At 68.5% G+C, this 22,130-nt stretch carries 22 protein-coding genes and 2 tRNA genes; 11 read left to right on the forward strand and 13 right to left on the reverse strand.

What is annotated here, in order from left to right; translation table 11 throughout:
* The first annotated feature begins 187 nt into the window (after window positions 1-187).
* The 9 genes from ASE68_RS10885 (at window position 188) to ASE68_RS10925 (ending at window position 9,496) form a co-directional block, all read left to right on the forward strand.
* The gene (locus ASE68_RS10885) at window positions 188-457 is read left to right on the forward strand and encodes a DUF6112 family protein (protein ID WP_055858299.1); all 270 of its coding nucleotides are present in this window, start codon (window positions 188-190) and stop codon (window positions 455-457) included.
* A gap of 30 nt (window positions 458-487) precedes the next feature.
* Window positions 488-1,879: a conjugal transfer protein TrbL gene (locus ASE68_RS10890; RefSeq protein WP_055858303.1), complete on the forward strand. Its 1,392-nt coding sequence runs from the start codon at window positions 488-490 to the stop codon at window positions 1,877-1,879.
* A 2-nt stretch (window positions 1,880-1,881) separates the two neighbouring features.
* Window positions 1,882-3,345: an SCO6880 family protein gene (locus tag ASE68_RS10895; protein ID WP_055858305.1), complete on the forward strand. Its 1,464-nt coding sequence runs from the start codon at window positions 1,882-1,884 to the stop codon at window positions 3,343-3,345.
* 192 nt (window positions 3,346-3,537) lie between these two features.
* Window positions 3,538-3,978, forward strand: coding sequence for a hypothetical protein (locus ASE68_RS10900; protein WP_055858308.1), 441 nt, complete (start codon window positions 3,538-3,540; stop codon window positions 3,976-3,978).
* Complete coding sequence (locus ASE68_RS10905; protein WP_055858311.1) at window positions 3,975-5,462, forward strand: ATP-binding protein; 1,488 nt, start codon at window positions 3,975-3,977, stop codon at window positions 5,460-5,462. Before ASE68_RS10900 ends, ASE68_RS10905 begins: the two co-directional genes overlap by 4 nt.
* 67 nt (window positions 5,463-5,529) lie before the next feature.
* The gene (locus tag ASE68_RS10910; RefSeq protein ID WP_157421618.1) at window positions 5,530-6,516 is read left to right on the forward strand and encodes a DNA-processing protein DprA; all 987 of its coding nucleotides are present in this window, start codon (window positions 5,530-5,532) and stop codon (window positions 6,514-6,516) included.
* Window positions 6,517-6,518: 2 nt separating this feature from the next.
* Complete coding sequence (locus ASE68_RS10915; RefSeq protein WP_055858317.1) at window positions 6,519-8,348, forward strand: type IV secretory system conjugative DNA transfer family protein; 1,830 nt, start codon at window positions 6,519-6,521, stop codon at window positions 8,346-8,348.
* Window positions 8,349-8,436: 88 nt separating this feature from the next.
* On the forward strand, window positions 8,437-8,919 hold the full coding sequence (locus ASE68_RS10920) for a single-stranded DNA-binding protein (RefSeq protein ID WP_082462179.1): 483 nt from the start codon (window positions 8,437-8,439) through the stop codon (window positions 8,917-8,919).
* Window positions 8,920-8,929: 10 nt separating this feature from the next.
* Complete coding sequence (locus tag ASE68_RS10925; RefSeq protein ID WP_235480834.1) at window positions 8,930-9,496, forward strand: DUF4913 domain-containing protein; 567 nt, start codon at window positions 8,930-8,932, stop codon at window positions 9,494-9,496.
* Window positions 9,497-9,631: 135 nt separating this feature from the next.
* Here ASE68_RS10925 and ASE68_RS10930 read toward each other — a convergent pair whose 3' ends face one another.
* The 5 genes from ASE68_RS10930 to ASE68_RS10950 form a co-directional block, all read right to left on the reverse strand.
* Window positions 9,632-10,840, reverse strand: coding sequence for a tyrosine-type recombinase/integrase (locus ASE68_RS10930; RefSeq protein WP_082462181.1), 1,209 nt, complete (start codon window positions 10,838-10,840; stop codon window positions 9,632-9,634).
* Complete coding sequence (locus ASE68_RS10935) at window positions 10,840-11,073, reverse strand: helix-turn-helix domain-containing protein (protein WP_055861179.1); 234 nt, start codon at window positions 11,071-11,073, stop codon at window positions 10,840-10,842. The genes ASE68_RS10930 and ASE68_RS10935 overlap by 1 nt, the downstream gene beginning before the upstream one ends.
* 231 nt (window positions 11,074-11,304) lie before the next feature.
* Window positions 11,305-11,378: transfer RNA gene (locus ASE68_RS10940), tRNA-Ile, on the reverse strand.
* A gap of 10 nt (window positions 11,379-11,388) precedes the next feature.
* Window positions 11,389-12,645 carry a glycosyltransferase gene (locus tag ASE68_RS10945; RefSeq protein WP_055858321.1) on the reverse strand — a complete coding sequence of 419 codons (1,257 nt, stop codon included), beginning with the start codon at window positions 12,643-12,645 and terminating at the stop codon, window positions 11,389-11,391.
* 182 nt (window positions 12,646-12,827) lie between these two features.
* The gene (locus ASE68_RS10950) at window positions 12,828-13,745 is read right to left on the reverse strand and encodes a DMT family transporter (protein ID WP_055858324.1); all 918 of its coding nucleotides are present in this window, start codon (window positions 13,743-13,745) and stop codon (window positions 12,828-12,830) included.
* 39 nt (window positions 13,746-13,784) lie between these two features.
* On the opposite strand from ASE68_RS10950, the gene def reads away from it, so the two are divergent.
* On the forward strand, window positions 13,785-14,351 hold the full coding sequence (def, locus tag ASE68_RS10955; RefSeq protein WP_055858327.1) for a peptide deformylase: 567 nt from the start codon (window positions 13,785-13,787) through the stop codon (window positions 14,349-14,351).
* Between the two features lie 71 nt (window positions 14,352-14,422).
* Here def and ASE68_RS10960 read toward each other — a convergent pair whose 3' ends face one another.
* Complete coding sequence (locus ASE68_RS10960) at window positions 14,423-14,728, reverse strand: AzlD domain-containing protein (protein WP_055858329.1); 306 nt, start codon at window positions 14,726-14,728, stop codon at window positions 14,423-14,425.
* Window positions 14,725-15,423: an AzlC family ABC transporter permease gene (locus ASE68_RS10965; RefSeq protein ID WP_055861182.1), complete on the reverse strand. Its 699-nt coding sequence runs from the start codon at window positions 15,421-15,423 to the stop codon at window positions 14,725-14,727. Before ASE68_RS10965 ends, ASE68_RS10960 begins: the two co-directional genes overlap by 4 nt.
* Window positions 15,424-15,596: 173 nt before the next feature.
* Here ASE68_RS10965 and ASE68_RS10970 point away from each other — a divergent pair, with 173 nt between their 5' ends.
* Window positions 15,597-15,941, forward strand: a complete 345-nt coding sequence (locus tag ASE68_RS10970; RefSeq protein WP_055858332.1) for a gamma-glutamylcyclotransferase family protein — start codon at window positions 15,597-15,599, stop codon at window positions 15,939-15,941.
* A 194-nt stretch (window positions 15,942-16,135) separates the two neighbouring features.
* On the opposite strand, the gene ASE68_RS10975 is transcribed toward ASE68_RS10970, so the two are convergent.
* The 6 genes from ASE68_RS10975 to ASE68_RS11000 all read right to left on the reverse strand — a co-directional run bounded on the left by ASE68_RS10975 (window position 16,136) and on the right by ASE68_RS11000 (window position 22,042).
* A tRNA-Asn gene (locus tag ASE68_RS10975) sits at window positions 16,136-16,211 on the reverse strand.
* Between the two features lie 163 nt (window positions 16,212-16,374).
* Window positions 16,375-17,331, reverse strand: a complete 957-nt coding sequence (locus tag ASE68_RS10980) for a D-isomer specific 2-hydroxyacid dehydrogenase family protein (RefSeq protein WP_235480835.1) — start codon at window positions 17,329-17,331, stop codon at window positions 16,375-16,377.
* Window positions 17,328-18,185 (reverse strand): ATP-binding cassette domain-containing protein, encoded by an 858-nt coding sequence (locus tag ASE68_RS10985; protein ID WP_055858334.1) that lies wholly within the window; start codon window positions 18,183-18,185, stop codon window positions 17,328-17,330. Before ASE68_RS10985 ends, ASE68_RS10980 begins: the two co-directional genes overlap by 4 nt.
* Complete coding sequence (locus ASE68_RS10990; protein ID WP_055858337.1) at window positions 18,185-19,873, reverse strand: ABC transporter ATP-binding protein; 1,689 nt, start codon at window positions 19,871-19,873, stop codon at window positions 18,185-18,187. The genes ASE68_RS10985 and ASE68_RS10990 overlap by 1 nt, the downstream gene beginning before the upstream one ends.
* Complete coding sequence (locus tag ASE68_RS10995) at window positions 19,870-20,949, reverse strand: ABC transporter permease (RefSeq protein WP_055858340.1); 1,080 nt, start codon at window positions 20,947-20,949, stop codon at window positions 19,870-19,872. The genes ASE68_RS10990 and ASE68_RS10995 overlap by 4 nt, the downstream gene beginning before the upstream one ends.
* Before the next feature lies 1 nt (window position 20,950).
* Window positions 20,951-22,042 carry an ABC transporter permease gene (locus tag ASE68_RS11000; protein WP_055858343.1) on the reverse strand — a complete coding sequence of 364 codons (1,092 nt, stop codon included), beginning with the start codon at window positions 22,040-22,042 and terminating at the stop codon, window positions 20,951-20,953.
* Between the last annotated feature and the right edge of the window lie 88 nt (window positions 22,043-22,130).

Raw genomic sequence — 22,130 nt, forward strand, 5'->3', positions numbered from 1 at the left:
ATCGGAGAAGCAGAACGCCTGGGCTGCACTTCGAATCCGGCAAGGGGCAGCAGCAGATTGGCCAGGCACCGGAACTTGTGCTCGCCGAGGCGATCGGTCAGCTCTAACCCCTCTTTGCGCGCTCAACTGCCCGGTAGCAATTGCGCACCTCACGGTGATTCCCAGTTTGAGAGTTGAGGAGCTCACCATGATCGACATCGACCCCAATGGCACCGGCCTGCCCGGCATCGACCAGCTCCGTGTCATCGTCGGCGCAGTCATGACCGTCGGCTTGATCCTCGCCGTGCTCGCGCTGATCGTCGCTGCAATCGTCTGGGGCTTCGGCGCGAACTCGTCGAATCCGCACCTGGCATCGCGGGGCAAGTCAGGCGTACTGATCGCGTGCGGCGCAGCGATCATCTGCGGAGCTGCGGTGACGCTGACGAACTTCTTCTGGAACGTCGGCCAAGCCATCTGATCGACAGCGGCATCCGCCGAGGGCAGGACGATGAGCATCTGCGACGTCCCAGTCATCGCCGAGGTCTGCACGAACGTCGGCGAGGGCACCGCGTCGCTCGTCACAGCGCCGTTCGACTGGCTGGCCTCGGCGATGGGCTCGGCCGCGGCATGGATGTTCGAAGCCGTCTGGACGGCGTTCGACACCACAACCCTCGTCGATGTCACCGACCCGACCTACCTGCAGGTCTTCAACGTCCTGTTCGGCGTCGCCGTATTCGTGACGCTGATCTTCTTCTTCTTGCAGCTGATCACCGGGCTCGTGCACCGCGACCCGACCGCGCTCCCCCGCGCCGGCCTCGGTCTGGCGAAATCGATCCTCGGATCGTTCGTGATCGTCGGCCTGACCGCGCTGCTGCTCGAGATCACTGACCAGCTCACGATCGGCATCGTTCAAGCCACCGGCAACACGATGGCGGGCATGGGTGACCGCATTGCCCTCCTTGCCAGCGGCCTCGCGACGATCAATATTGGGGCCCCGGGCGTGGGAGCGATCATCACGATCTTCCTGTCCGCCCTCGCGATCAGCGCCGCGGCGATCGTCTGGTTCTCCCTCCTGATTCGCAAGGCGCTCTTGCTGGTCGCGGTCGTATTCGGCCCGATCGCATTGGCCGGCGCGACCTGGGATGCCACGAAGGGATGGTTCGGCAAGTGGGTCGCGTTCATCGTGGCCCTCGTCCTGTCGAAGCTCGTGCTCGTCGTGATCTTCCTCGTTGCCATCGCCCAGGTAGCCGCCCCAATCGACGCGGATCTCGCCTCGATCAGCGACCCGATCGCCGGCATCGTGTTGATGTTCGTCGCCGCGTTCGCGCCCTACATCACCTACAAGTTCTTGAACTTCGTCGGATTCGACATGTATCACGCGATGTCCAGCGAGCAGGAGGCGAAGTCCGCACTGAATCGCCCGGTACCGGTGCCCAGCGGTCCAAGCCTCGACAACGCCAAGAAGGTGCTCGACGGCGGTCGCGGCGGCAGTGATGCCGGTGGCGCTGTACCCACAACGCCGACTGGTGCGACCGCTGGGCACGCCGGTGGCTCATCGCCCGCCTCGAGCGGTGGTGCTGCGTCGTCGGCGGGGGCAGGCGCCGCGGGAAGTGGCGCCTCGGCTGGAGCCGGCACAGCTGGGGCGTCAGGAGCAGGGGCAGCCGCTGGCCCGATCGGACTCGCTGCCGTCGCAGGCGCGCAGGTGGTCGGGGCAACGGCGAGCGCCGGTCATCGATTCGGTAGCTCCCTCGGTCAAGTCGGCGACGCGCATGCGGGTACCCCGGATGCGTCCGCAAGCGCAACGCCCACGGCATCCCTGCCACCTGCCCCGGAATCGCGCCCGCGGCCCACTGAACCGAGCCTGCCCATCACCCCGATGCCTCCGCGAAAGGATGCCTGACCATGCACACCGACACCGCCCTCTTCGGCACGAGGCTCGCCCCGGTGCAGTTCTCCCGGCTCACCAAACGGGGGGTGCTGCTCGGCCTGTCCATGCCACAGTTCGTCGCGTCGGGTACCGCACTGCTCACGCTCGTGAGCGCGCTCTACACGGCCGGGGCATCCGGCGTCGCCTGGACCTCGCCGATTTGGGGGCCCGCAGCACTCACCGCGGTGATCCCTATCGGCGGAAGGAAGCTCGTCGAATGGGTGCCCATCACGACCAAATGGATGCTTCGCGCTGCGCGCGGGCAGCTCACTTACCGGCGCAGGATCATGCGGCCCCGCCCGGTCGGCACGCTCGCGCTCCCCGGTGACGCGGCCGCGCTCCGCGAGTGGCAGGATCCAGAGTCAGGAGCGGTGATGATCCATGACCCGCACGAGCAGACCCTCACGGCGATCGTCTCGATCTCTCACCCGGCATTCGCCCTCGTCGACCCCGGCGAGCAGCACCGACGAGTGCAAGGGTGGGGTCGCGTGCTCGCCGGCGCGTGCCGCTCAGGTCGGCTCGCACGCATCCAGGTGAGCGAACGCACCCTCCCCGACTCCGGCACCGGACTCGCCGAATGGTGGGAACATCACGGCACCGACGACGACTCGTGGGCCGCGAACACCTATCGCGACCTCATCGAACGCGCCGGACCGGCCGGCGAGCGGCACGCCACCACGATCAGCCTCGCGCTCGACTTGAACGCCGCCTCGAGGCAGGTACGCGCGAACGGGGGCGGCATGCGCGGCGCGGCTACCGTGCTCCGACAGGAAATGACCGCGCTGTCCGGCGCCCTGCGCACCGCTGACCTCATCGTCGGCGGCTGGATCACCGCTCCGGAACTCGCGACAGCGCTGCGCTCGGCGTACGACCCCTCGATCGGCGTCGAGCTCGACCGCTACCCGGATGTCGGACGAGACCTCGCCACCGCCGGCCCAGTCGCTGTGACCGAATCGTGGGACCGCCTCCGCACGGACACGGCTTTCCACGCCGTCCTCTGGATCAGCGAGTGGCCACGGTCGCAGGTCTACCCCGGCTTCCTTGCACCGCTCGTCTTCACGAACGGCGTCCTTCGTACCCTTTCGCTGCACTACATTCCGGTGCGCGCCGATCAGGCGGCGCGAGACCTCCGGAAGAAGAAGACCGAGCTCATCAGCGACGCCCATCAGCGAAGCCGGGTCGGCCAGATCGAGGATGCCTCCGCAACAGCGGAGTACGGCGACGTCCTCCAGCAAGAAGCCGACCTCACCGCCGGCCACGGCGTGCTGCGCGTGACCGGGCTGATCTCGGTGTCGGCGTCCACCGTCGACGACCTCGACGCCGCTGTCGCAACGATCGAACAGGCTGCGATCCAGGCGTCATGCGAGGTGCGACGGCTGACCGGACAGCAAGCACAGGCGTTCTCCGCAGCAACACTCCCACTCTGCAGAAACGTCTAGGCCCGGAAGTTGATCCCCGAGCCCATCCAAGACAGATCGATAGGCGCGGCCGATCAGACCTGCTGAACGCATTCGGTTCAAATGCCTTCACCGACTTGAAGCAGCGCGGGAAGACAGAACTAACGCAGGCCATCCGAGAAGACGAGAGTCCTGCACACCTTCCGTGTGAAGCATCCCTGATTGGAGCCGAGCATGTACACCTTCGAACGTGATGAGCCGTCGACGCGGTGGATCAGCGTCGTCTTCCTGCAGGGTGAGGAGGCCGAGGACCTGCTTTCGGTAATCGATCGGGAGGGTCCGATCTCCGCGATCTACCGGCTCAAGCATTTTGATCACGGGGACGAAACGATCGAAGCCGCGCTCGTCAACGGCTATGTCTACGACGCAGTGCCGGCTGGGAGTACTGATCACACGATCGAGCCGTTCGGTTCGCCATACGCGCTCACCTACAGCGACACCTTCGGGTACGTGTCGCTCTTGCGCCGATACGAGCCCGAGGCCGAACCCAACTTCGCACCATCGGACGTGCTCGCCCCCTTCGAGCGAACGCCCCAGTCGATCGCCGACGCCTGGATGGCGAACCCGACAGCGGCGGTCTCGGCGACGTCGGGCCAGCGCGTGGTGGCGTTGTGAGCCTCGACGAACGACTACACACCGCAGCGCTAGTCAGCCCGCGCGACGAGCCTCGCCGAGAGCGACGAGGTCGCCGACGCCTCGCCGCGAAGATCGAGCGCGACGCTGAGCGCGCAGCTGCCAGCGAACGTCGAATCCGGGCGAATGCCGAGCGCGCAGAGACACGCGCAGCCGGATACCTGCCAGCGGCGGGCGAACCTGGGCCCGCGGCGCTTCGAACACCGGGTCGGCTCAAGTTGCCCAAGCATCAGGACACCTCTGCCACGCTCGCCGGGCACTACCCGTTCCTCGCAGAGGCGGGCCTCGGGTCTGCTGGCGTGTTCGTCGGCCAGGACCTCTACTCTGGTGGTTCCTTCGTGTACGACCCGTGGGTGCTGTACCAGCGGGGCATGATCACGGCGCCGAACGTCGTGCTTGCCGGCATCGTCGGCTCTGGCAAGTCCTCGCTGGCGAAATCGCTCTACACTCGGTCGCTGCCGTTCGGTCGGCGCGTGTACGTCCCCGGTGATCCGAAGGGCGAGCACACGGCCGTTGCCGAAGCAGTCGGCGGGCGTGCGATTATCCTGGGCCACGGACTCCGCAACCGTCTCAACCCTCTCGACGAAGGGCACAGGCCCGCCGCGGCATCCGATGCGGAATGGGCGGCGCAGCTCGCCGCGCGCCGACGCGATCTCATCGGCGCGCTTGCCGAGACCGTGCTCGACCGCCCGCTGACACCGCTCGAGCACACCGCGATCGATCTCGCTCTCAGCGATGCGGTGCGCAGCGCCGAGGTGCCGATCCTGCCGATGGTCGTCGACCGCGTACTCCAGCCGAGCACCGCGGATGACCCGGATGGCCGACTCACAGAAGATGGCCGCCTCGTCGGTCACGCACTTCGGCGCCTCGTGGCAGGCGACCTTGCCGGATTGTTTGACGGCCCCTCCACGGTGCGGTTCGATCCGAGCCTGCCGATGGTCTCGCTCGACCTGTCTCGCGTTGCCGAGAACTCGACGCTGATCTCGGTGCTCATGACGTGCTCATCGGCGTGGATGGAATCCGCGCTCGCCGATCCCGACGGCGGACAGCGGTGGGTCATCTATGACGAGGCGTGGCGGCTGATGGCGTACCCCGCGCTACTGCGGCGCATGGACGCTCAGTGGCGACTCGCTCGCCACTACGGCATCGCGAACATGTTGATTTTCCACAAGCTCTCCGACCTCGACAACGTCGGCGACTCCGGCTCCGCGATGCGCGCCCTCGCCTCCTCCTTGCTCGCGAACGCAGAGACCCGCATCGTCTACCGGCAAGAACCGGATCAGCTCGGGTCCACCGCCACGGCTCTCGGGCTGTCGGGCACCGAGCAGAAGCTACTGCCGACGCTCGGACTCGGGCAGGGCCTCTGGCGAGTCAAGGACCGCAGCTTCGTCGTGCAACACCAACTGCACCCAGACGAGCTTGCCGCTTTCGACACCACCGCACGCATGATGGCTGGCGCCGGCTAATGTCGCTCAGATTGTCGCGCCGCGACGACAGCGCAGGCACACCTTCCGGACACACCGAGGAGGGGTCGTGACTGCACCCGACGAACGAACGGCACGGATGACGCTGGCCGCCGTTGCCGAACCCGCAGACATCATCACCGGCATTCTCGTCGCCCGTTTAGGCGCAGTCGAAACGCTCACGCTGCTGGAGTCACGCGGCACGCTCCCTTCCGACATCGACACCGCCGAAGGCGAACTCTGGCGCCGGCGGCTCGCTGCCCGCCTGAGCCCAGGCGAACCGGACCGCATCAACGCTCGTATGGCGCAGCGAGATCTGAGGGTGATCACTCCGGCCGATGAAGCCTGGCCTGCCGAGCTCAATCATCTGGGGCCGAGTGCGCCGATGGCGCTCTGGCTGAAGGGCGACGTCGCCCCGTTGACCGTCCCAATCGCCGAGCGCGTCACGATCGCCGGCGCGCGGGCAGCGACGACGTACGGCGATCACATCGCGGGCGATCTCGCGACCGACCTCGCCAGCCGCGGAAAGGTGATCATCACGGGTGGCGCGTACGGCATCGACGCCGCCGCAATCCGCGCCACAACGGCCACTTCACCCGGACGATCGATCGTGGTCCTCGCCGGTGGGCTCGACCGACCCAACCCGACCGGGCACGACGACCTCTTCACAAACGTCACCGCGACCGGCGGCCTGCTCATCAGTGAGCTCCCCCCAGACGCGGCGCCCACCAAGTGGCGCTTTCTGCAACGCGGCCGTCTCCTGGCCGCACTGGGCAGCGCGACTATCATCGTCGAGGCTGGCCCTCGCTCCGCATCCCTCAATGTCGCCAGCATCGCCCACGCGCTCGGCCGCCCTGTCGCCGCGATCCCTGGTCCCCTCACGTCGCCCGCGAGTGCGGGCACGCACCGTCTGATCCAAGATGGAATCGCAACCCTCGTCATGGATGCCGACGACATCACCGCCCTCACCGACCCCGCCGTCCGCTACGCCGCCGAGCGCACCTTCGCTGCCGCACCGCGACGCACACAACGCCGCGCAGCCGGCGTCGCACGCTGATCATGACGGGCGATCGCACCGAGAGTGCGCTCGGCGATGAGCTCACCAACCTCGGCATGGCCGCCCTGATCGGCTCAGCAGGACTCGCCCTGGTTCTTCGCGCGGCCGGCAGCGCAGCGGCATGGGCCGCTGGCATCCCGCAACCGACCAGCGGCCCGGCGAGTGGCCTTGCCGTTCTTCTCGACCCGAGCGAGCCCGGCACTGCGCTGGGCGCTCCAGACCTGCATCCGGTCGCGTACTGGACGACTGCCATCGTCATGCTCACCGTTGTGGGCACTTGCAGCATCGTCATCTGGCGGTTGTTGCGAGCCTCGAACCGGGATCGCCCCCTCGACCCCTTTCGTCTGCCCGGCGTTGCTTCGAAGGCCGACGTCTCGCGCAGCGCGTCTCGCCGCGCACTCCTTCGGCGAGCCCGTCACCTCCGCCCGTCACTCAGCGACGCGATGCCAGCGGATGTCGGCTACCAGCTCGGTACTTCGCGAGGCATCGACGTGTGGGCATCCGTCGAGGACTCGATCCTGGTCATCGGCCCGCCCAGGTCCGGCAAAGGTGCACACATCGTGATCAACGCGATCCTCGACTCCCCGGGCCCCGTCGTCACGACCTCAACCCGTCCCGACAACCTCACCGCCACCCTGCGCGCGAGACAGCGATGCGGACCGGTCGCCGTCTTCGATCCCCAACAGCTCGCGCCCGGCATCCCGTCAGGCCTGCGATGGTCACCGATTCGCGGCTGCGAAGATCCACTGGTCGCGATGATTCGAGCGGCCGGCCTCGCCGCCGGAACCGGACTCTCCGCTGGGGGCGTCGAGGGCGGTGGCTTCTGGGAGGCGAAGACTCGCGTCGCCCTCCAAGCACTCCTGCACGCCGCGGCCCTCGACCGTCGCTCCCCCGCTGAGCTCTTCCGTTGGACCCTTGACCCCGCGTCCGCCGCCGACGCGTCCGCTATCCTCACCTCCCACCCGGCCGCTGCGACCGGATGGGGTGACTCGCTCCAAGCCATGCTCGAGGCCGACCCACGCACCCGGGACTCCATCTGGCAGGGCGTGTCGCTCTCTCTCGGCGCCCTGGCCGACCCGCGCGTGCTCAACGCGGTCTCGCCCGGGCCCGACGAACAGTTCCACCCGGAAGACTTCCTCCAGAGCAACGGCACCCTGTACCTGCTCGCGACCGGCGCCGGCGCGAACAACTCGGCATCGCTCGTCGCCGCGTTCCTCGAAGACCTCATCGAGACCGCCCGACGCCTCGCCGCCCGCAACACCGGCGCCAGACTCGACCCCCCGTTGCTCCTCGCCCTCGACGAGATCGGCAACCTCGCACCGCTCCCCTCATTGCCGAACCTCATGGCCGAAGGCGGCGGCACCGGCATCACCACCATGCCCGTGCTCCAGTCGCTCGCCCAGGCGCGCACCAAATGGTCCGATAGCGCCGCCAGCACGATCTGGGATGCCTCGATTGTGAAGATCGTCCTCGGCGGCGCCTCGAACTCGAAAGACCTCCACGACCTCTCCACCCTGATCGGCGACCGCGACGACACGACAAACTCGACCACGATCGGCGACCGCGGATTCCGCTCCGCGCAACGTTCCATTCGCCGCATCGCGACCATGCCGCCCGACGCGATCCGCACGCTCCCGTTCGGAACCGGCCTGATCCTGCTCCGCTCGGCGCCGCCGATCATCGCCCGCCTCCGCATTTGGACCAGCCGGCGCGAGGTGAAACAGCTCCGCGCATGGCGCGAAGAAATCGAATCGCTGCTCCGCGCGCCCGCACCTCCATCTGGCACCGCGCTCGAGCTCGCCGATGACGAGACCACGCAGCCCACTGACTAGCAGCATGGCGAACCGCGATGACACGCGCAGTGCACCTGGTTGGTGAACGCGGATCATCGATCCGCCCAACATAGGAAGGCACAGTCCCATGGCTCTGCACACCCAGCAATCGATCTCCGGGTTCATCGCAACCGAACCTCAGCAGACCGTCACCGAACGCGGCGAGACCCGCTTCTACGCCCGCATCGGGCAGCCCCGGTTCCGTCGCGAGGATGACGGAAGCTTCACCGAACTCGCCCCCACGTTCCACGACCTCGTCGCCTACCGCGCCACCGCCGACCGAGCCGTGACCCGGTTCGCCAAGGGCGACAGCTTCGTCGCCGAAGGCTACGTCCGCACCTTCCAAGTCGAACACGACGGCGAGATCGTGGACCGCGAAGAGTTCGTCGCCAAGAAGCTCGGCCACGACCTCGCCCGCACCGACTACGAAGTCGACCGCACCCGCCGGCACGCGACGATCCAGACGGATGCCTCGGCCGTCGCCCACGACTCATCCAGCACCGCCCGGGAAGCTGCGGCCCAACGCGATGCTGTTCCGTCGCCGTTCGGGAACGCGGTGCTCGGGCTGTGAGCGCACGGCGATGACAGTGCCACGCACCGAGTCCGCTGACGCCGAGCAGGACTCCTGGCTCGGCGCCAGCGGGTTCACCGCATCATTCGACGACGACGCGTTCGACGACCTCGGCGAGCAACTGCTCGCCGAGCCGCCACACCCGATCAATTGGAACCTGCTCACCACCGAAGAAGCGGAGGTCGCGTGGATCGAGCTCAACCGCTGGGTCAACTGGCTCCGCCGAACCTACGGACTTCCGGCCTCGATCATCCCGCCACTCTGGCACCGACACCCAGAACTCGTCTGGGAGCTCTCAGCCCTCCACCTGCATTGGCTCAGCGCCTACGACCCCGACCAGCACGGCTCCGCACCCTTCGGCTGGCACCGCGACTTCGCTGACGCCCGCAGCCGCCTCCACGATTGGGTCGCCTCCTCAGGCACCCGCCTCGACCGCGACCGCCCTACCCGCCAAACCGCCTGGCCCGGCGAACCTCCCGCCGACCCCATCGACGACGCACCCATCGCTGATCGCGAAGCCGACTTCGTCGAGTTCGTCGTCATCGACCTCGAACAGCGGCGACTGCACGGGAACTAGCTCGTCCGCAGCAGTTGGCAGCGCCGGCAGAACTCGCCGCACCGTTCAGCGCCTACGTCTTGCAGCGGTTGGGCCTTTCGGTCTTCCCATTCGAGTTGACCAGTTGGCGATGACCCCAACAGCCACAGAGTCCTACTAAAGGTCCAGCGGCAGTTCTTCGTCGGGCGCCAGCCGCTGCAATACCTGTGCCGGCAGCGGGTCTACGCGGCGATCTGGCTCGGCGTAGTGCTCTTTCGTCGTGGACGTCGACGTGTGGCCAAGCTGGTCGGCTGCCGCCTGGATGCCGAGTTCGTGCGCGAGCAGCGTGGCTCCCGTGCGACGGAAGGCGTGCGGACTGATTTGAAGGTCGCCGAGGCCCGCCTCGTCAAGGATCTGCCGGAACGTTCGTCGAACGTTGTATGGAGCGAGCGGCGTGCCATTTCGGGTGAAGAACAACAGATGCTCATGATCCTCGCGTTCGGCATCCGGAATCAGCGCTAGACGGCGACGCAGCACCTCGGCGGCGAACGCCGGAACTGCGACGAGTCGGTTCGATTCATGAGTCTTGGGATGGGACTGCCGGCTCACACCGGCGCCCTTGCGCCAAACGATCGTGCCGGCGATCCGAGCGGTAGGCGGGTCGACTGTCATATCGATGTCGACTTTGCGTAGCGCGAGCGCTTCGCCGATCCGCGTCGCGGTGCCGAGCATTACCTCGATCACGTCACGCACCTGGCCGTCAGGCTTGACCCCCATACGACCGATACCGTGCTCACGGGCGGCGCGCCGGATCGAGGCGACCTGCTCCATTGTGAGCGCCTTGGGCACCTTCTTCGGGCGCTTCATCTGGGTGGTCTCCTTGATCGGGTTCGCCGCGATGACGCCATGGCGAGTGGCAAACCCGAGGATCATGCTGAGGATGGTCTTGGATTGTTTGGCGCGCGAATACGACGTCACGCGTTGCGCCTTCAGGAAGCGGTCGAGCCTGGCCACGGTCATCTCGCGAACGGTGAAGTTCTCGAAGGCCGGCATGACCCAGAGCCGAAGTGCTTTCTGATACGTGTCCTTCGTGCTCTCCGAACGATCGACATCCATTCGGAGGTCTTCGACCCAGGCCGCCGCAAGGTCCGCGAACGATGAGTCCGCGGTCACGTCGTCGCGGCCTCCACTCACACGCATCCGATTCGCAAGCTCGAGTTTCAGGGCGGTCTCGGCGCCCTTCCGGCTCTTCGCCGTTGCAGTGACCTTTCGTGATTGACCATCCCAGTCGCGGAATCTCGTTGTTGCTCGGAACCTCCCCGACGCGTACTCGGTCGTGGCAATCGATCCGAAGGTGCCGACGGGCTGGCGTGGTCGGCCCGCCATCAGCGCTCCCCCGATCCAGAGACCGCACTCTCGGGTTCGTGCATCCCGTCCAGCCAGTGCAGCACATCGGAGATGCGGAAGCGGATCTCCCGACCCACGCGGATGCCGGCCGGGCCTCGCCCGTCGGTGCGCAGATCGTAGATCGCCTGTACGTGCACGCCGAGGTACTCGGCAAGCTCGCTCGTCGTGAGTACTGGCTCGAGGCCGAGTCCTATAAATCGCTCCGTGTCCATACCGGACAGGTGCACCTTGCGCGACGCTGAGCCCAGTTCAACCGAACTACGCCGACCTCCAGAGCCACGCCGATTCGGCGAGCACCAGACGGGCCGAGGTAGCGCCAGACGAGTCGATTGCCAACTGCAACGCGCGCCCGTTCGTGCGCATTTGTGGTGAATAGATGGAGAGCCAGTCAAGTCTCTGCCCTTTCAATAGGACAAGAAGACCTGATCAGACAGATATCGAGGTAGGGCGGACGGGACTTGAACCCGTGACCGATGGATTATGAGTCCACTGCTCTAACCGGCTGAGCTACCGCCCCTCGAGCGACGTCAGTCGGGCAGTATGACCGGCATCGACTCGGTGACCGGATCGGTCACGCGCTGACCACGATACAGACTCTCGAACGTGTCGAGCGTGCGAGTGATGTCGTGGGCCTTGATGTACTTGAGCGACGACGCCTTCATCGCGTTGTAGTCGTCGGCGGATGCCTCGAGCACCGTGCGGAGCTTCGCCGCGAGGTCTTCGGGGTTGCTCGGCTCGAAGAGGTAGCCGTTCTCGCCGTCGTGCACGAGGTGCGGCAGCGCCATGGCGTTGGCGGCGACCACGGGCAGCGCCGAGGCCATGGCCTCCATGGTGACGATGCTCTGGAGTTCGGCGATCGACGGCATCGCGAGCACGGATGCGCGGTGGTAGGCCTCGCGGAGCTCCTCGTCGGTCACGTAGCCGGTGAAGGTGACGCGGTCGGCGATGCCGAGCTCGGTCGCGAGGTTCTCGAGGTTTCGCTTCTGGTCGCCGCCGCCGACGATCTCGACCTTCGCGTCGAGCGCTTCCGGGAGCAGCGTGAGTGCCCGCAGCAGCACGTCGATCTGCTTCTCGCCCGTGACACGGCCGACGAAGAGAATGCGGTTCTCGGTGCGCGGCTCCCAGTTCGGGGAGTACTTGTGCGCGTCGATGCCGCACGAGATGGCGTGCACGTCGCGGAGCCCGGTGTGCCTCTCGAGGAACTGCGCAGCCTTGAGCGTGGGCGTCGTGACCGCCTCGGCGCGGCCGAACGTGCGACCGGCGGCCTTCCAGGCGAGGCCGACGGCCCAGTCCTGCCAGGCCTTGGGCAGCAGGGTGAACTCGAGCATGTTCTCGGGCATGAAGTGGTTGGTGCCGACGATGCGGATGCCGCGCTTCTCCGCCTCGACCGAGAGGCCGCGCCCGACGATGATGTGCGACTGGAAGTGCACGACGTCGGGCTTCACGGCATCGATGATGCGGGCGCTGTTCTGCTTGATGCGCCAGGGCAGCGCGAAGCGCAGCCAGTCGTGGGGGTACCAGCGCCAGCTGTACAGGCGGTGCGCGGTGATCTCCTGCCCCTCGTGCACCTCGGACCACGATCCGCTCTTGCGGCTCGCGGCGGGTGCGACGACGTGCACCTCGTGGCCTCGCTCGACGAGGCCGGCTGCGAGACGCTCGGCGAAGCGCGCGGCTCCGTTCACGTTGGGGGCGAAGGTGTCGGCACCGATCAGGATTCTGAGCGGACGTTCCGGCTCTGCGCGGTCAGCGGCACTGGCGGATGTCGCACCGGGAGTGTCAGACACGTGGAGATGTTCCTCACAATTCTGGGGCGGCCGATTCGGCCGATCTCGCCACGGCGCAGGGATGTTCGCGGGCGATGTGTTCGAAGATAGTCTATTCAGTCCGCTACGTCAGCGGCTTCACGGGCATGTCGCCCAGCGTCGCGGCCGCATCGGATCAGTGCCGGAGCCGAGCCGGATCGACCTCAGAGCCTCGTCTGCGGGTGGTTGCGCGCGAGCAGGAACACGCCCCACACGGCGATCGCACCGGCAATGGCGAACGTCACGTTCGCGAAGATGCCGGCCTGCGACGCCTCGCCGAGCACGACGATGCCGATCAGCACGGCCACGATCGGGTCGACGACCGTGAGCCCCGCGATCACCAGGTCGGGTGGACCCGACGCGTAGGCGTTCTGCACGAAGTACGCACCGAGCGCGGTCGCCAGGAGCAGTCCGATCACGCAGGCGAACGTCAGCCACTCGAACTCGCCCTGCTGCACGCGGCCGATGACGACCTTCGCGAGCGTGGCGACGAAGCCGTAGAGCACGCCGGCCATGATCACGTAGAAGACCGCGCGGATACGGCTGCGGAAGAACCAGAACGCGAGGCCGGCGGCGACCAGCACGAGCGCGAGGAGCGAGAGGATGACGATCAACTGCCGCTCTGTGACGGGCTTGTCGACCGCGGTGAACGCCGCGACGCCCACGAACAGGAACACGCCGCCCACGCACATCACGATCGCGGTGATCGACTTCGAGTTGAGCTTCACCTTGTTGACGCGCGAGTTCAGGATCGACGTGATCACGAGGGCGATCGCACCGAGCGGCTGCACGACGATGATCGGCGCGAAGTAGAGGCTCGAGAGCTGGAACACGATCGCGAGGCCGAGCATGAGCGTGCCGATGACCCACGAGGGTCGCGACAGCAGGAGCCAGAGCTGGTTGAGTCCGAGGCCCGTGCCGAGCGAGTCGCGGGTGTGCGCCTCGACCTTGGTCACGCCGCGGTGCTGGAACTGGGCGCCGAGCGACAGGAAGACGGCGCCGATGAGCGCCAACGGGATGCCGATGAACTGCGTGGGGTCGAGGGCGATCTGCTCGGTGAGGTCGCTCAGTTCAGGATCCACGGAAAAACCCTACCCTCCCGGCGTCGATATCCTTGGCGAATGGCCGTGCTTCCCATTCGCATCACCGGCGATCCGGTGCTCCACTCCCCCGCGCTCCCCGTCGAGACGATCGACGACGACATCCGCCAGCTCGTACGCGACCTGTACGAGACGATGGATGCCGCGCCGGGCGTCGGCCTGGCCGCACCGCAGGTCGGGGTGCCGTTGCGGATCTTCACGTTCACGTGGACCGATGAGTCCGAGCAGTCGTGGCGCGGCGTGGCGATCAACCCCGAGCTGCTCATCACCCCGCTCACGCCCGGTCACCCCGATCCCGACGACGAGTCCGAGGGCTGCCTCTCGTTCCCCGGCGAGCGGTTCCCGCTGCGTCGCGCCGATCGCGCGGTGCTGCGCGCGACCGACCTCGACGGCGAGCCCTTCGAGATCGAGGCAGAGGGGTGGCTCGCCCGCATCTTCCAGCACGAGTTCGACCACCTCGAGGGCACGCTCTACACCGATCGGCTCACCGACAAGGAGCAGCGCATCGTCGCGAAGATCTGCCGCAAGGTCGGTTGGGGCGAGCCCGGCGTCTCGTGGATGCCCGGCGTCGACGACCTCGAGGGCTGACCCCGCCCGCCGCTCGCGGCGGCGTGCGGGCGCTCGACGCCGCGTCGCGGCATCCGCTCGACTGACGATGCTCAGGTGAAGGCGCGGATGCCGGCGGCGACCGCCGCGGCCGCGATGACGACGACCACGAACGGCACCCGCAGCGCGTAGAGCGCGGCGGCGACGAGCAGGGCGGGCACGCGCGCGTCGAGCACGATCGCCTGCCCGGCGCCGAGGGTCTGCACGGCGATGAGCGCCGCGAGCAGGGCGACCGTGAGCAGGTCGGCGATGCGCGCCGGCCGCTCGCGCTCGAGGAAGCCGGCCGGCACGACGTAGCCGCCGAGCTTCAGCGCGAGCGTCGCCGCTGCGGCGATGAGGATCACGTGCCAGGTCGTCATGCCGTCGGCCCCTTGCGGTCGAACCAGTCGAACCAGCCGACGAGCAGGGCGACGGATGCCGCGACGAGCACGGGCAGACCCGGCATGAGCACCGGCGTGGCGATCGTCGCGACGACCGCGGCGCCCACCGCGACGGCGCCCGCCTGGAATCGCTTCAGGCGCGGCCAGAGCAGCCCGAGGAACGCGGCGGCCGCGGCCGCATCGAGCCCCCACGCGCGCGTGTCGCCGAGGGCGTCGCCGATGAGCGCGCCGAGCAGCGTGGTCAGGTTCCAGCCGACGAAGACGATGCCGCCCGTGAGCCAGAACCCGAGGCGTGCCGAACGCTCCTCGGTCTGCGCGAGGGCGACGGCGGTCGACTCGTCGATCGTGATCCACGCCGCGGCGACGCGACGCACGGGCCCGCCGCGGTCGACGAGCGGCTTCATGCGCATGCCGTAGACCACGTTGCGCACGCCGAGCAGGGCGGCCGCGGCGATCGCCGGCCCGGCCGCCGCGGCACCACCGCCGGCGAGCACGCCGATGAGCGCGAACTGCGACCCCCCGGTGAACATCACCAGGCTGAGGAACATCGTCTGCCAGACGTCGAGCCCGGATGCCACCGACAACGCCCCGAACGAGATGCCGTAGGCGGCCGTCGCGAGCCCGACCGAGAGCGAGTCGCGGATCACGGCGGAACGCGCCGAGGCCGGCTCCACGCCGGGATCCGACGCGTCGGCGGCGCGTTCGTCGTGCACGTTCGCCTCCCGCTGCGTCGGCCGGTCGACCCGTTCGACCGGTGCGGCGTCGGCGACCACCCGTCGCGACGACACCTCGCGTAAGCCTAGGCCAGAGCCACCGCGCCCGAGCGGGCCACCCATAGGCTGCTGGCATGACGCACCGCGTGTTCTCCTACGGCACCCTCCGCCAGGCCGCCGTGCAGACGGCGCTCTACGGGCGCGAGGTGCCGACGACCGCCGACGCCCTGCCCGGGTTCCGCCTCGACTGGCTGCGCATCACGGATGCCGCGGTCATCGCCACGAGCGGGTCCGACCGGCATCCGATCCTCCGCCGCGGCAGTGCGCACGACGCCGTCGAGGGCGCATTCCTCGAGTTGACCGACGACGAACTGTCGGCGACCGACGCCTACGAGGTCGACGACTACGTTCGCCGGGCCGTCGTGCTCGCGTCCGGACTCGAGGCCTGGGCGTACCTCGCGACCGACGCCGCGCGCTGACCGCTTGCACGTCCGTCGGGCTCCGCGCACCCGCCGAACAGCCCGTCCCACCAACCATTTCAGGACCACATCGGCGTTGCGTGCAATATGCAGCCATGACCGATGTGGTCCTGAAAAGGTGATCGGGGCGGGTCGCCGCCGATGCGGGCCGTGAACGACGAAGGCCCCGCATTCCGAAGAACGCGGGGCCTGTCTGGCTCCCCCACTTGGACTCGAACCAAGAACCTATCGGTTAACAGCCGATTGCTCTGCCAATTGAGCTATGGAGGATCATGCGTGCGTGTTGCAGCGGATTTACTCTAGCAAGAAGCGCGCGTCTGACCAATTCGAGCGACCCTCGACAACGCGCCGGTCGTGGCCCCGCAACGGAGTCCCAGACCAGACCGAATTTCAGGATACGCGCGTGACCTGAACGAAGGTCGAATGCCGACGATCAGTATCCGGCGTGCAGGTCGATGCGCCCGATCCACTCGCCGCGCCCGAGGAACGCGGCCACGTTCGCCTCGACACGTTCGGCGAACAGCGGCACGGTCATCGCCTCGGTGTCGGCCACGTGCGGCGTGACGATCGCGGTGTCGAGCGACCAGAGCGGATGCCGCGACGGCAGTGGTTCGGGATCGGTCACGTCGAGCCCCGCTCCCCCGAGCCGGCCGCTCGCGAGTTCGGCGACGAGCGCCTCGGTGTCGACGAGTCCGCCGCGGGCCACGTTCACGAGGACCGCACCGTCGGGCATCAGGGCGAGTTCGGCGGCGCCGATCATGCCGCGCGTGCGCTCGGTGAGCGCGGCCGCCAGGAACACGAGATCGGCGTCGCCGAGCACCTCGTGCAGCGCGGCATCCGTCACCGTTCGCTCGGCACCGCCGACCGGCACGTCGCGACGGCGCACGACCATCGCGTGCACGCCGAACGGCTGCAGCAGGCGCAGCAGCTGCTCGGTGATGCCGCCCCCGCCCACGATCACGACGCGCATGCCGAACAGGCTGCGCCCCCGCTCGTCGGCCTGCCACTCGCTCGCCCGCGCTCGGCGCGGCAGCTCGCGCAGCACGCCGAGCGCAAGGGTCAGCGCGTGCTCGGCGACGGGTCGCGCGTACGATCCCTTGGCGCTCGTCCAGACGCGCCCGTCATCGCGGAACCCGGCGAGGGTCGGCGCGAACGCATCGACGCCGGCCCAGGGCAGCTGCACCCACGAGACGTCCGGATGCCGCGCCAGCACGTCGTCGAGTTCGGACGAACCGGATGCCGCGACCCACACGATGCCCCGCGTGCGGTCGCCGAGCGGCACGACCTCGCCGCCCGCACGGCGCACCGCGGCCTCGACCGACGCGTCGGCGTGCGGCAGCACGGACACCCCGCCGTCGCCCGGCGTCGTGCCTGCGGCTTCCGTCGTCACGCGCTGCGGCCGCCGTCGAGCTCGTCGATGATCGCGTGACCGTCGTCGAGCGCGCCCGCGAGTGCGGCGACGTACGGGTGGCTCGGATCGTGGAAGACCTCCTCGATCGTGCCGAGCGCGGCGAGGTTGCCGCGATCGAGCACCGCGATGCGGTCGGCAGTGCGCCGCAGCACCGGCAGGTCGTGGCTGATGAGCAGCGCGGAGAACCGCTGGTGCTCGCGCAGTTCGCCGATGAGCTGCGCGACCGCGTCGCGCACGGTGAGATCGATGCCGGCCGTCGGCTCGTCGGCGATGAGCACCGACGGACCGAGCACGAGCGCCTGCGCGAGGGCCACGCGCTGGCGCTGGCCCCCGCTCAGCTCGTAGGGGTACTTCTGCAGGTATCCGAGCGGCAGCCGAACGCTGTCGAGCATCGTCGCGACCCGGGTCTCGAGGGCACGCCGGTTGTAGCGCCGGTCGCGCTCGAGGATCGGCTCGGCGATGATCTCCGCGACGCTGCGATCGGCCGTGAGCCGCGAGCCCGCGTCTTGGGCGAGGTAGCCGACGTGGAACCGCAGCTCGGGCACGCGACGCTTCGACAACCCGCGCAGGCGGTGCCCGAGCACGGACGCCTCGCCTCCGGTGATGACCGGACGCGCGTCGGACGAGCGCGGATCGAAGGCCGCACCCGAGAGCACCTTGGCCAGGGTGCTCTTGCCGCTGCCGGCGCTGCCGAGCAGACCGACGACCTCGCCGGGGGCGATCGTGAGGCTGAGCCCGCGCAGCGCGACGTGCGCCGGGCTCGGCCCCTTCGCCGGGTACTCGAGCGAGAGATCGCTCACGACGATCGGGTACCCGTGCTCGGCGGGAGCCATCAGTCGGCCGCCCGCAGACGGTGGAGCTGCTCTCGGCGCTCGGCCTGCGCGACCGGGTCGGGAACCGGCAACGAGGCCAGGAGTCGCTGCGTGTACGCCTGCTGCGGCGCACCGAGCACCTCGCTGCCCGTGCCCTCCTCGACGAGCTTGCCGTGGTAGAGCACCGCGATGCGGTCGGCGAGCAGGTCGACGACCGCGAGGTCGTGGCTGATGAACAGCGACGCGAACCCGAACTCGCGCTGCAGCTCGGCGAAGAGCTCGAGCACGCGCGCCTGCACCGAGACGTCCAGCGCGGAGGTCGGCTCGTCGGCGATGAGCAGCTCGGGCTCGAGGGCGAGCGCCCGGGCGAGGCTCGCACGCTGCCGCTGGCCGCCCGAGAGCTCGTGCGGGTACCGGTCGCCGTAGGCCTTGGGCAGCTGCACCGCCTCGAGCAGCTCGTCGACCCGACGCCGCGCGCCGCGCGCATCGCGGGCTCGCCCGTGGATGATGAGCGGCTCCGCCACGCACTCCGCGATCGTGAGCAGCGGGTTGAAGCTCGACGCCGGGTCTTGGAAGACGAAGCCGATACGGCTGCGCAGCGGCCGGAACTCGCGCTCGCGGATGCCGTTCATCTCGGCGCCGAGCACGCGGAGCGAACCGCCGGTGACCTTCGTGAGGCCGGCGATGGCACGCCCGATCGTGGTCTTGCCGGAGCCCGACTCGCCGACCAGTCCGAGCACCTCGCCCGGAAGGATCGCGAGGTCGACCCCGCTCACCGCGCGGAAGCCCGTGCGCCCGAACCGGCCCGGATACTCGATCTCGAGGCCCGTCGCCTGCACCACCGGAACCTGATCGGCCCACCCCTCGGGGCGAACCGCGGCGCGAGCCTCGGCACGCGCCGTGCCGTGGCCGACGAAGGGCACCGCGGCGAGGAGTGCCTTCGTGTACTCCTCCTGCGGGTTCGCGAACAGCTCGCCGACGGGCGCCTGCTCGATGAGGTTGCCCTGGTACATGACGGCGACGCGGTCGGCGAGGTCGGCCACGACGCCCATGTTGTGCGTGATGAGCACGATCGCGGCGCCGAACTCGTCGCGGCATCGACGCAGCAGGTCGAGGATCTCGGCCTGCACCGTGACATCCAGCGCGGTCGTGGGCTCGTCGGCGACGATCAGGCCGGGCTCGAGCACGAGCGCCATCGCGATCACGATGCGCTGCTTCTGCCCGCCCGAGAACTGGTGCGGGAAGTGGTCGATGCGCTCCTCGGGGTCGGGGATGCCGACACGACCGAGGATCTCGATGGCCTTCGCCCTGGCATCGGCCTTCGAGACCTCGCCGTGGGCGCGGATGCCCTCGATGATCTGCCAACCGACCGTGTAGACGGGGTTCAGCGCCGTCGACGGCTCTTGGAAGACCATCGCGACGTCGGTGCCGCGAACCTCGCGGAGCCGCTGCTTCGAGAGCGAGATGATGTCGCTCTCGCGCGTGCCGGCGCGGTTCGAGAGCACGACCGCGCCGCTCGTGGTCGCGGTCTCGGGCAGGAGCCCGAGGATCGTCTTCGCGGTCACGGTCTTGCCGCTGCCCGATTCGCCCACGATCGCGAGCACCTCACCGCGCTTCACCGAGAGCGAGACGTCGTCGACGGCCTTGACCGCGCCGGCGTCGGTCGCGAACGAGACGCCGAGGTTCCTGATGTCGACCACCGTGCTCATGACTTGACCTCGATTCCGTGTTCGTCGAACGTCTCCCCGTCTTCGAGGCCGGCCAGCCCTCCGGGGCCGGCCGTCAGCGTGCCACCGGGCACGACCGAGGTCTGCGCGACCTGGCCGGCGGCCTTGGCCACGCGGCGGCGACCGCGCAGTCGCGGGTCGGCGAGGTCGTTCAGACTCTCGCCCACGAGGGTGATGCCGAGCACCGTGAACACGATCGCGAGGCCGGGGAAGAGCGCGGTCCACCAGATGCCGCTCGTGACGTCGGACTGGGCCTTGTTGAGGTCGTACCCCCACTCGGCGGCCGCGGTCGGCTCGATGCCGAACCCGAGGAAGCCGAGGGCGGCCATCGTGAGGATCGCCTCCGACGAGTTCAGCGTGATGATGAGCGGGAGCGTGCGGGTCGCGTTGCGGAACACGTGCTTGAACACGATGCGCGAGTTCGACGCGCCGAGCACCTTCGCCGATTCGACGTACGCCTCCGCCTTGATGCGCACCGTCTCGGCGCGGATCACGCGGAAGTACTGCGGGATGAACACGACCGTGATCGACCCCGCGGCGGCGAGCACGCCGCCCCAGAGGTCGGACTGGCCGCCGGAGATCACGATCGAGAGGACGATCGCGAGCAGCAGCGACGGGAACGCGTAGATCGCGTCGCAGACCACCACGAGCACGCGGTCGAGCCATCCGCCGAAGTAGCCGGAGTAGAGGCCGAGCGCGACACCGATGAAGATCGAGAGCAGCACCGCGATGACGATCACGATGATCGCCGTCTGCGTGCCCCAGATGACCCTCGAGAGGACGTCGTAGCCGCCGACCGTGGTGCCGAACGGGTGCTCGATCGACGGCGGCTGCTGGGTGCCGAACGCGACGCCGTCGGTCTTGCGCTGCGCGAAGCCGTACGGCGCGAGCAGCGGCGCGAGGAACGACGTCAGGATGAAGATGGCCATCATGACGAGGCCGGCGACGAGCATGCCCCGCTGCAGGCCCATGCTCTGGCGGAGCTGGTGCACGATCGGCAGGCGGTCGCGGAGGCGCCGCTTCGGAGTGGTAACGGTGGTGGCGGATGCCGTGGTCATCTCAGAACCTCACCCTCGGGTCGATGAACGCGGCGATGATGTCCACGACGAAGTTGGTGAGCGCGACGATGATCGCGAGGAGCACCACGATGCCCTGCACGGCCACGAAGTCTCGCGACTCGAGGAACTCCGCCAGGGCGAAGCCGAGGCCCTTCCACTCGAACGTCGTCTCGGTCAGCACGGCGCCGGCGAGGAGCAACGCGATCTGCAGGCCGATGACGGTGATGATCGGGATGAGCGCGGGGCGGTACGCGTGCTTGCGGAGCAGGCGGGACTCGGCCACGCCGCGCGAGCGGGCGGCGTCCACGTAGTCGGTCGAGAGCGTGCCGATGACGTTCGTGCGCACGAGGCGGAGGAAGATGCCCGCCGTCAGCAGGCCGAGCGCGATCGAGGGCAGCACGACGTGCGCGAGCACGTCGCCGAGCACGGCGGGGTCGCCGGTCATCAGGGCGTCGATCGTGTAGAACCCGGTCTTGTTCGGCAGGGTCTGCAGTTGCAGCTCGGCTCCGACGCTGGCTCGTCCGGCGACCGGCAGCCACTTCAGCCACACCGCGAAGATGAGTTTGAGGAGCAGGCCGGCGAAGAAGATCGGCACCGCGTACCAGAAGATGGCGAGCACGCGGAAGATGGCGTCGGGCGCCTTGTCGCGGTAGTAGGCGGCCGCGAGGCCGAGCGGGATGCCGACGGCGAACGCCACGATGAGCGAGTAGAACACCAGCTCGAACGTCGCGGGGCCGTAGGTCATGAGCACCTCGACCACCGGACGGTTCGTCGTGAGCGTCGAACCGAAGTCGAACACCGCGATGCGGGAGAGGTACTCGAGGTACTGGATCAGGATCGGGCGATCGTAGCCGGCGGCTGCGCGCAGCTCGGCGAGCGCCTCGGGGCTCAGCCGGCCGCCCTGCGCGGCCGTGATCGGGTCGCCCGTCGTGCGCATGAGGAAGAACACGAGCGTGACGAGGATGAAGATCGTCGGGAAGATCAGCAGGAATCGCACGAGCAGATAGCGTGCGAATCCTCCGCCCTTGGGCTTGGCCTTGACGGCGCCGGGGGTCGGGATGCCTGGCGCCGGCGCCAGATCGACAGCGGACATGGATTCCTCACTGTGAAACATGGAACGGGGGCGACTCGCAGGATGCGGGTCGCCCCCGTCGGTCGAACTGGATCGACTCTAGTCGGAG

The organism is Agromyces sp. Leaf222 (assembly GCF_001421565.1).
Taxonomy (GTDB): domain Bacteria; phylum Actinomycetota; class Actinomycetes; order Actinomycetales; family Microbacteriaceae; genus Agromyces.

Coding starts and splice junctions, on each gene's coding strand:
- ASE68_RS10885 (WP_055858299.1), top strand. CDS start 188: ATGATCGACATCGACCCCAATGGCACCGGCCTGCCCGGCATCGACCAG.
- ASE68_RS10890 (WP_055858303.1), top strand. CDS start 488: ATGAGCATCTGCGACGTCCCAGTCATCGCCGAGGTCTGCACGAACGTC.
- ASE68_RS10895 (WP_055858305.1), top strand. CDS start 1,882: ATGCACACCGACACCGCCCTCTTCGGCACGAGGCTCGCCCCGGTGCAG.
- ASE68_RS10900 (WP_055858308.1), top strand. CDS start 3,538: ATGTACACCTTCGAACGTGATGAGCCGTCGACGCGGTGGATCAGCGTC.
- ASE68_RS10915 (WP_055858317.1), top strand. CDS start 6,519: ATGACGGGCGATCGCACCGAGAGTGCGCTCGGCGATGAGCTCACCAAC.
- ASE68_RS10920 (WP_082462179.1), top strand. CDS start 8,437: ATGGCTCTGCACACCCAGCAATCGATCTCCGGGTTCATCGCAACCGAA.
- ASE68_RS10925 (WP_235480834.1), top strand. CDS start 8,930: ATGACAGTGCCACGCACCGAGTCCGCTGACGCCGAGCAGGACTCCTGG.
- ASE68_RS10930 (WP_082462181.1), bottom strand. CDS start 10,840: ATGGCGGGCCGACCACGCCAGCCCGTCGGCACCTTCGGATCGATTGCC.
- ASE68_RS10935 (WP_055861179.1), bottom strand. CDS start 11,073: ATGGACACGGAGCGATTTATAGGACTCGGCCTCGAGCCAGTACTCACG.
- def (WP_055858327.1), top strand. CDS start 13,785: ATGGCCGTGCTTCCCATTCGCATCACCGGCGATCCGGTGCTCCACTCC.
- ASE68_RS10960 (WP_055858329.1), bottom strand. CDS start 14,728: ATGACGACCTGGCACGTGATCCTCATCGCCGCAGCGGCGACGCTCGCG.
- ASE68_RS10970 (WP_055858332.1), top strand. CDS start 15,597: ATGACGCACCGCGTGTTCTCCTACGGCACCCTCCGCCAGGCCGCCGTG.
- ASE68_RS10985 (WP_055858334.1), bottom strand. CDS start 18,185: ATGGCTCCCGCCGAGCACGGGTACCCGATCGTCGTGAGCGATCTCTCG.
- ASE68_RS10990 (WP_055858337.1), bottom strand. CDS start 19,873: ATGAGCACGGTGGTCGACATCAGGAACCTCGGCGTCTCGTTCGCGACC.
- ASE68_RS10995 (WP_055858340.1), bottom strand. CDS start 20,949: ATGACCACGGCATCCGCCACCACCGTTACCACTCCGAAGCGGCGCCTC.
- ASE68_RS11000 (WP_055858343.1), bottom strand. CDS start 22,042: ATGTCCGCTGTCGATCTGGCGCCGGCGCCAGGCATCCCGACCCCCGGC.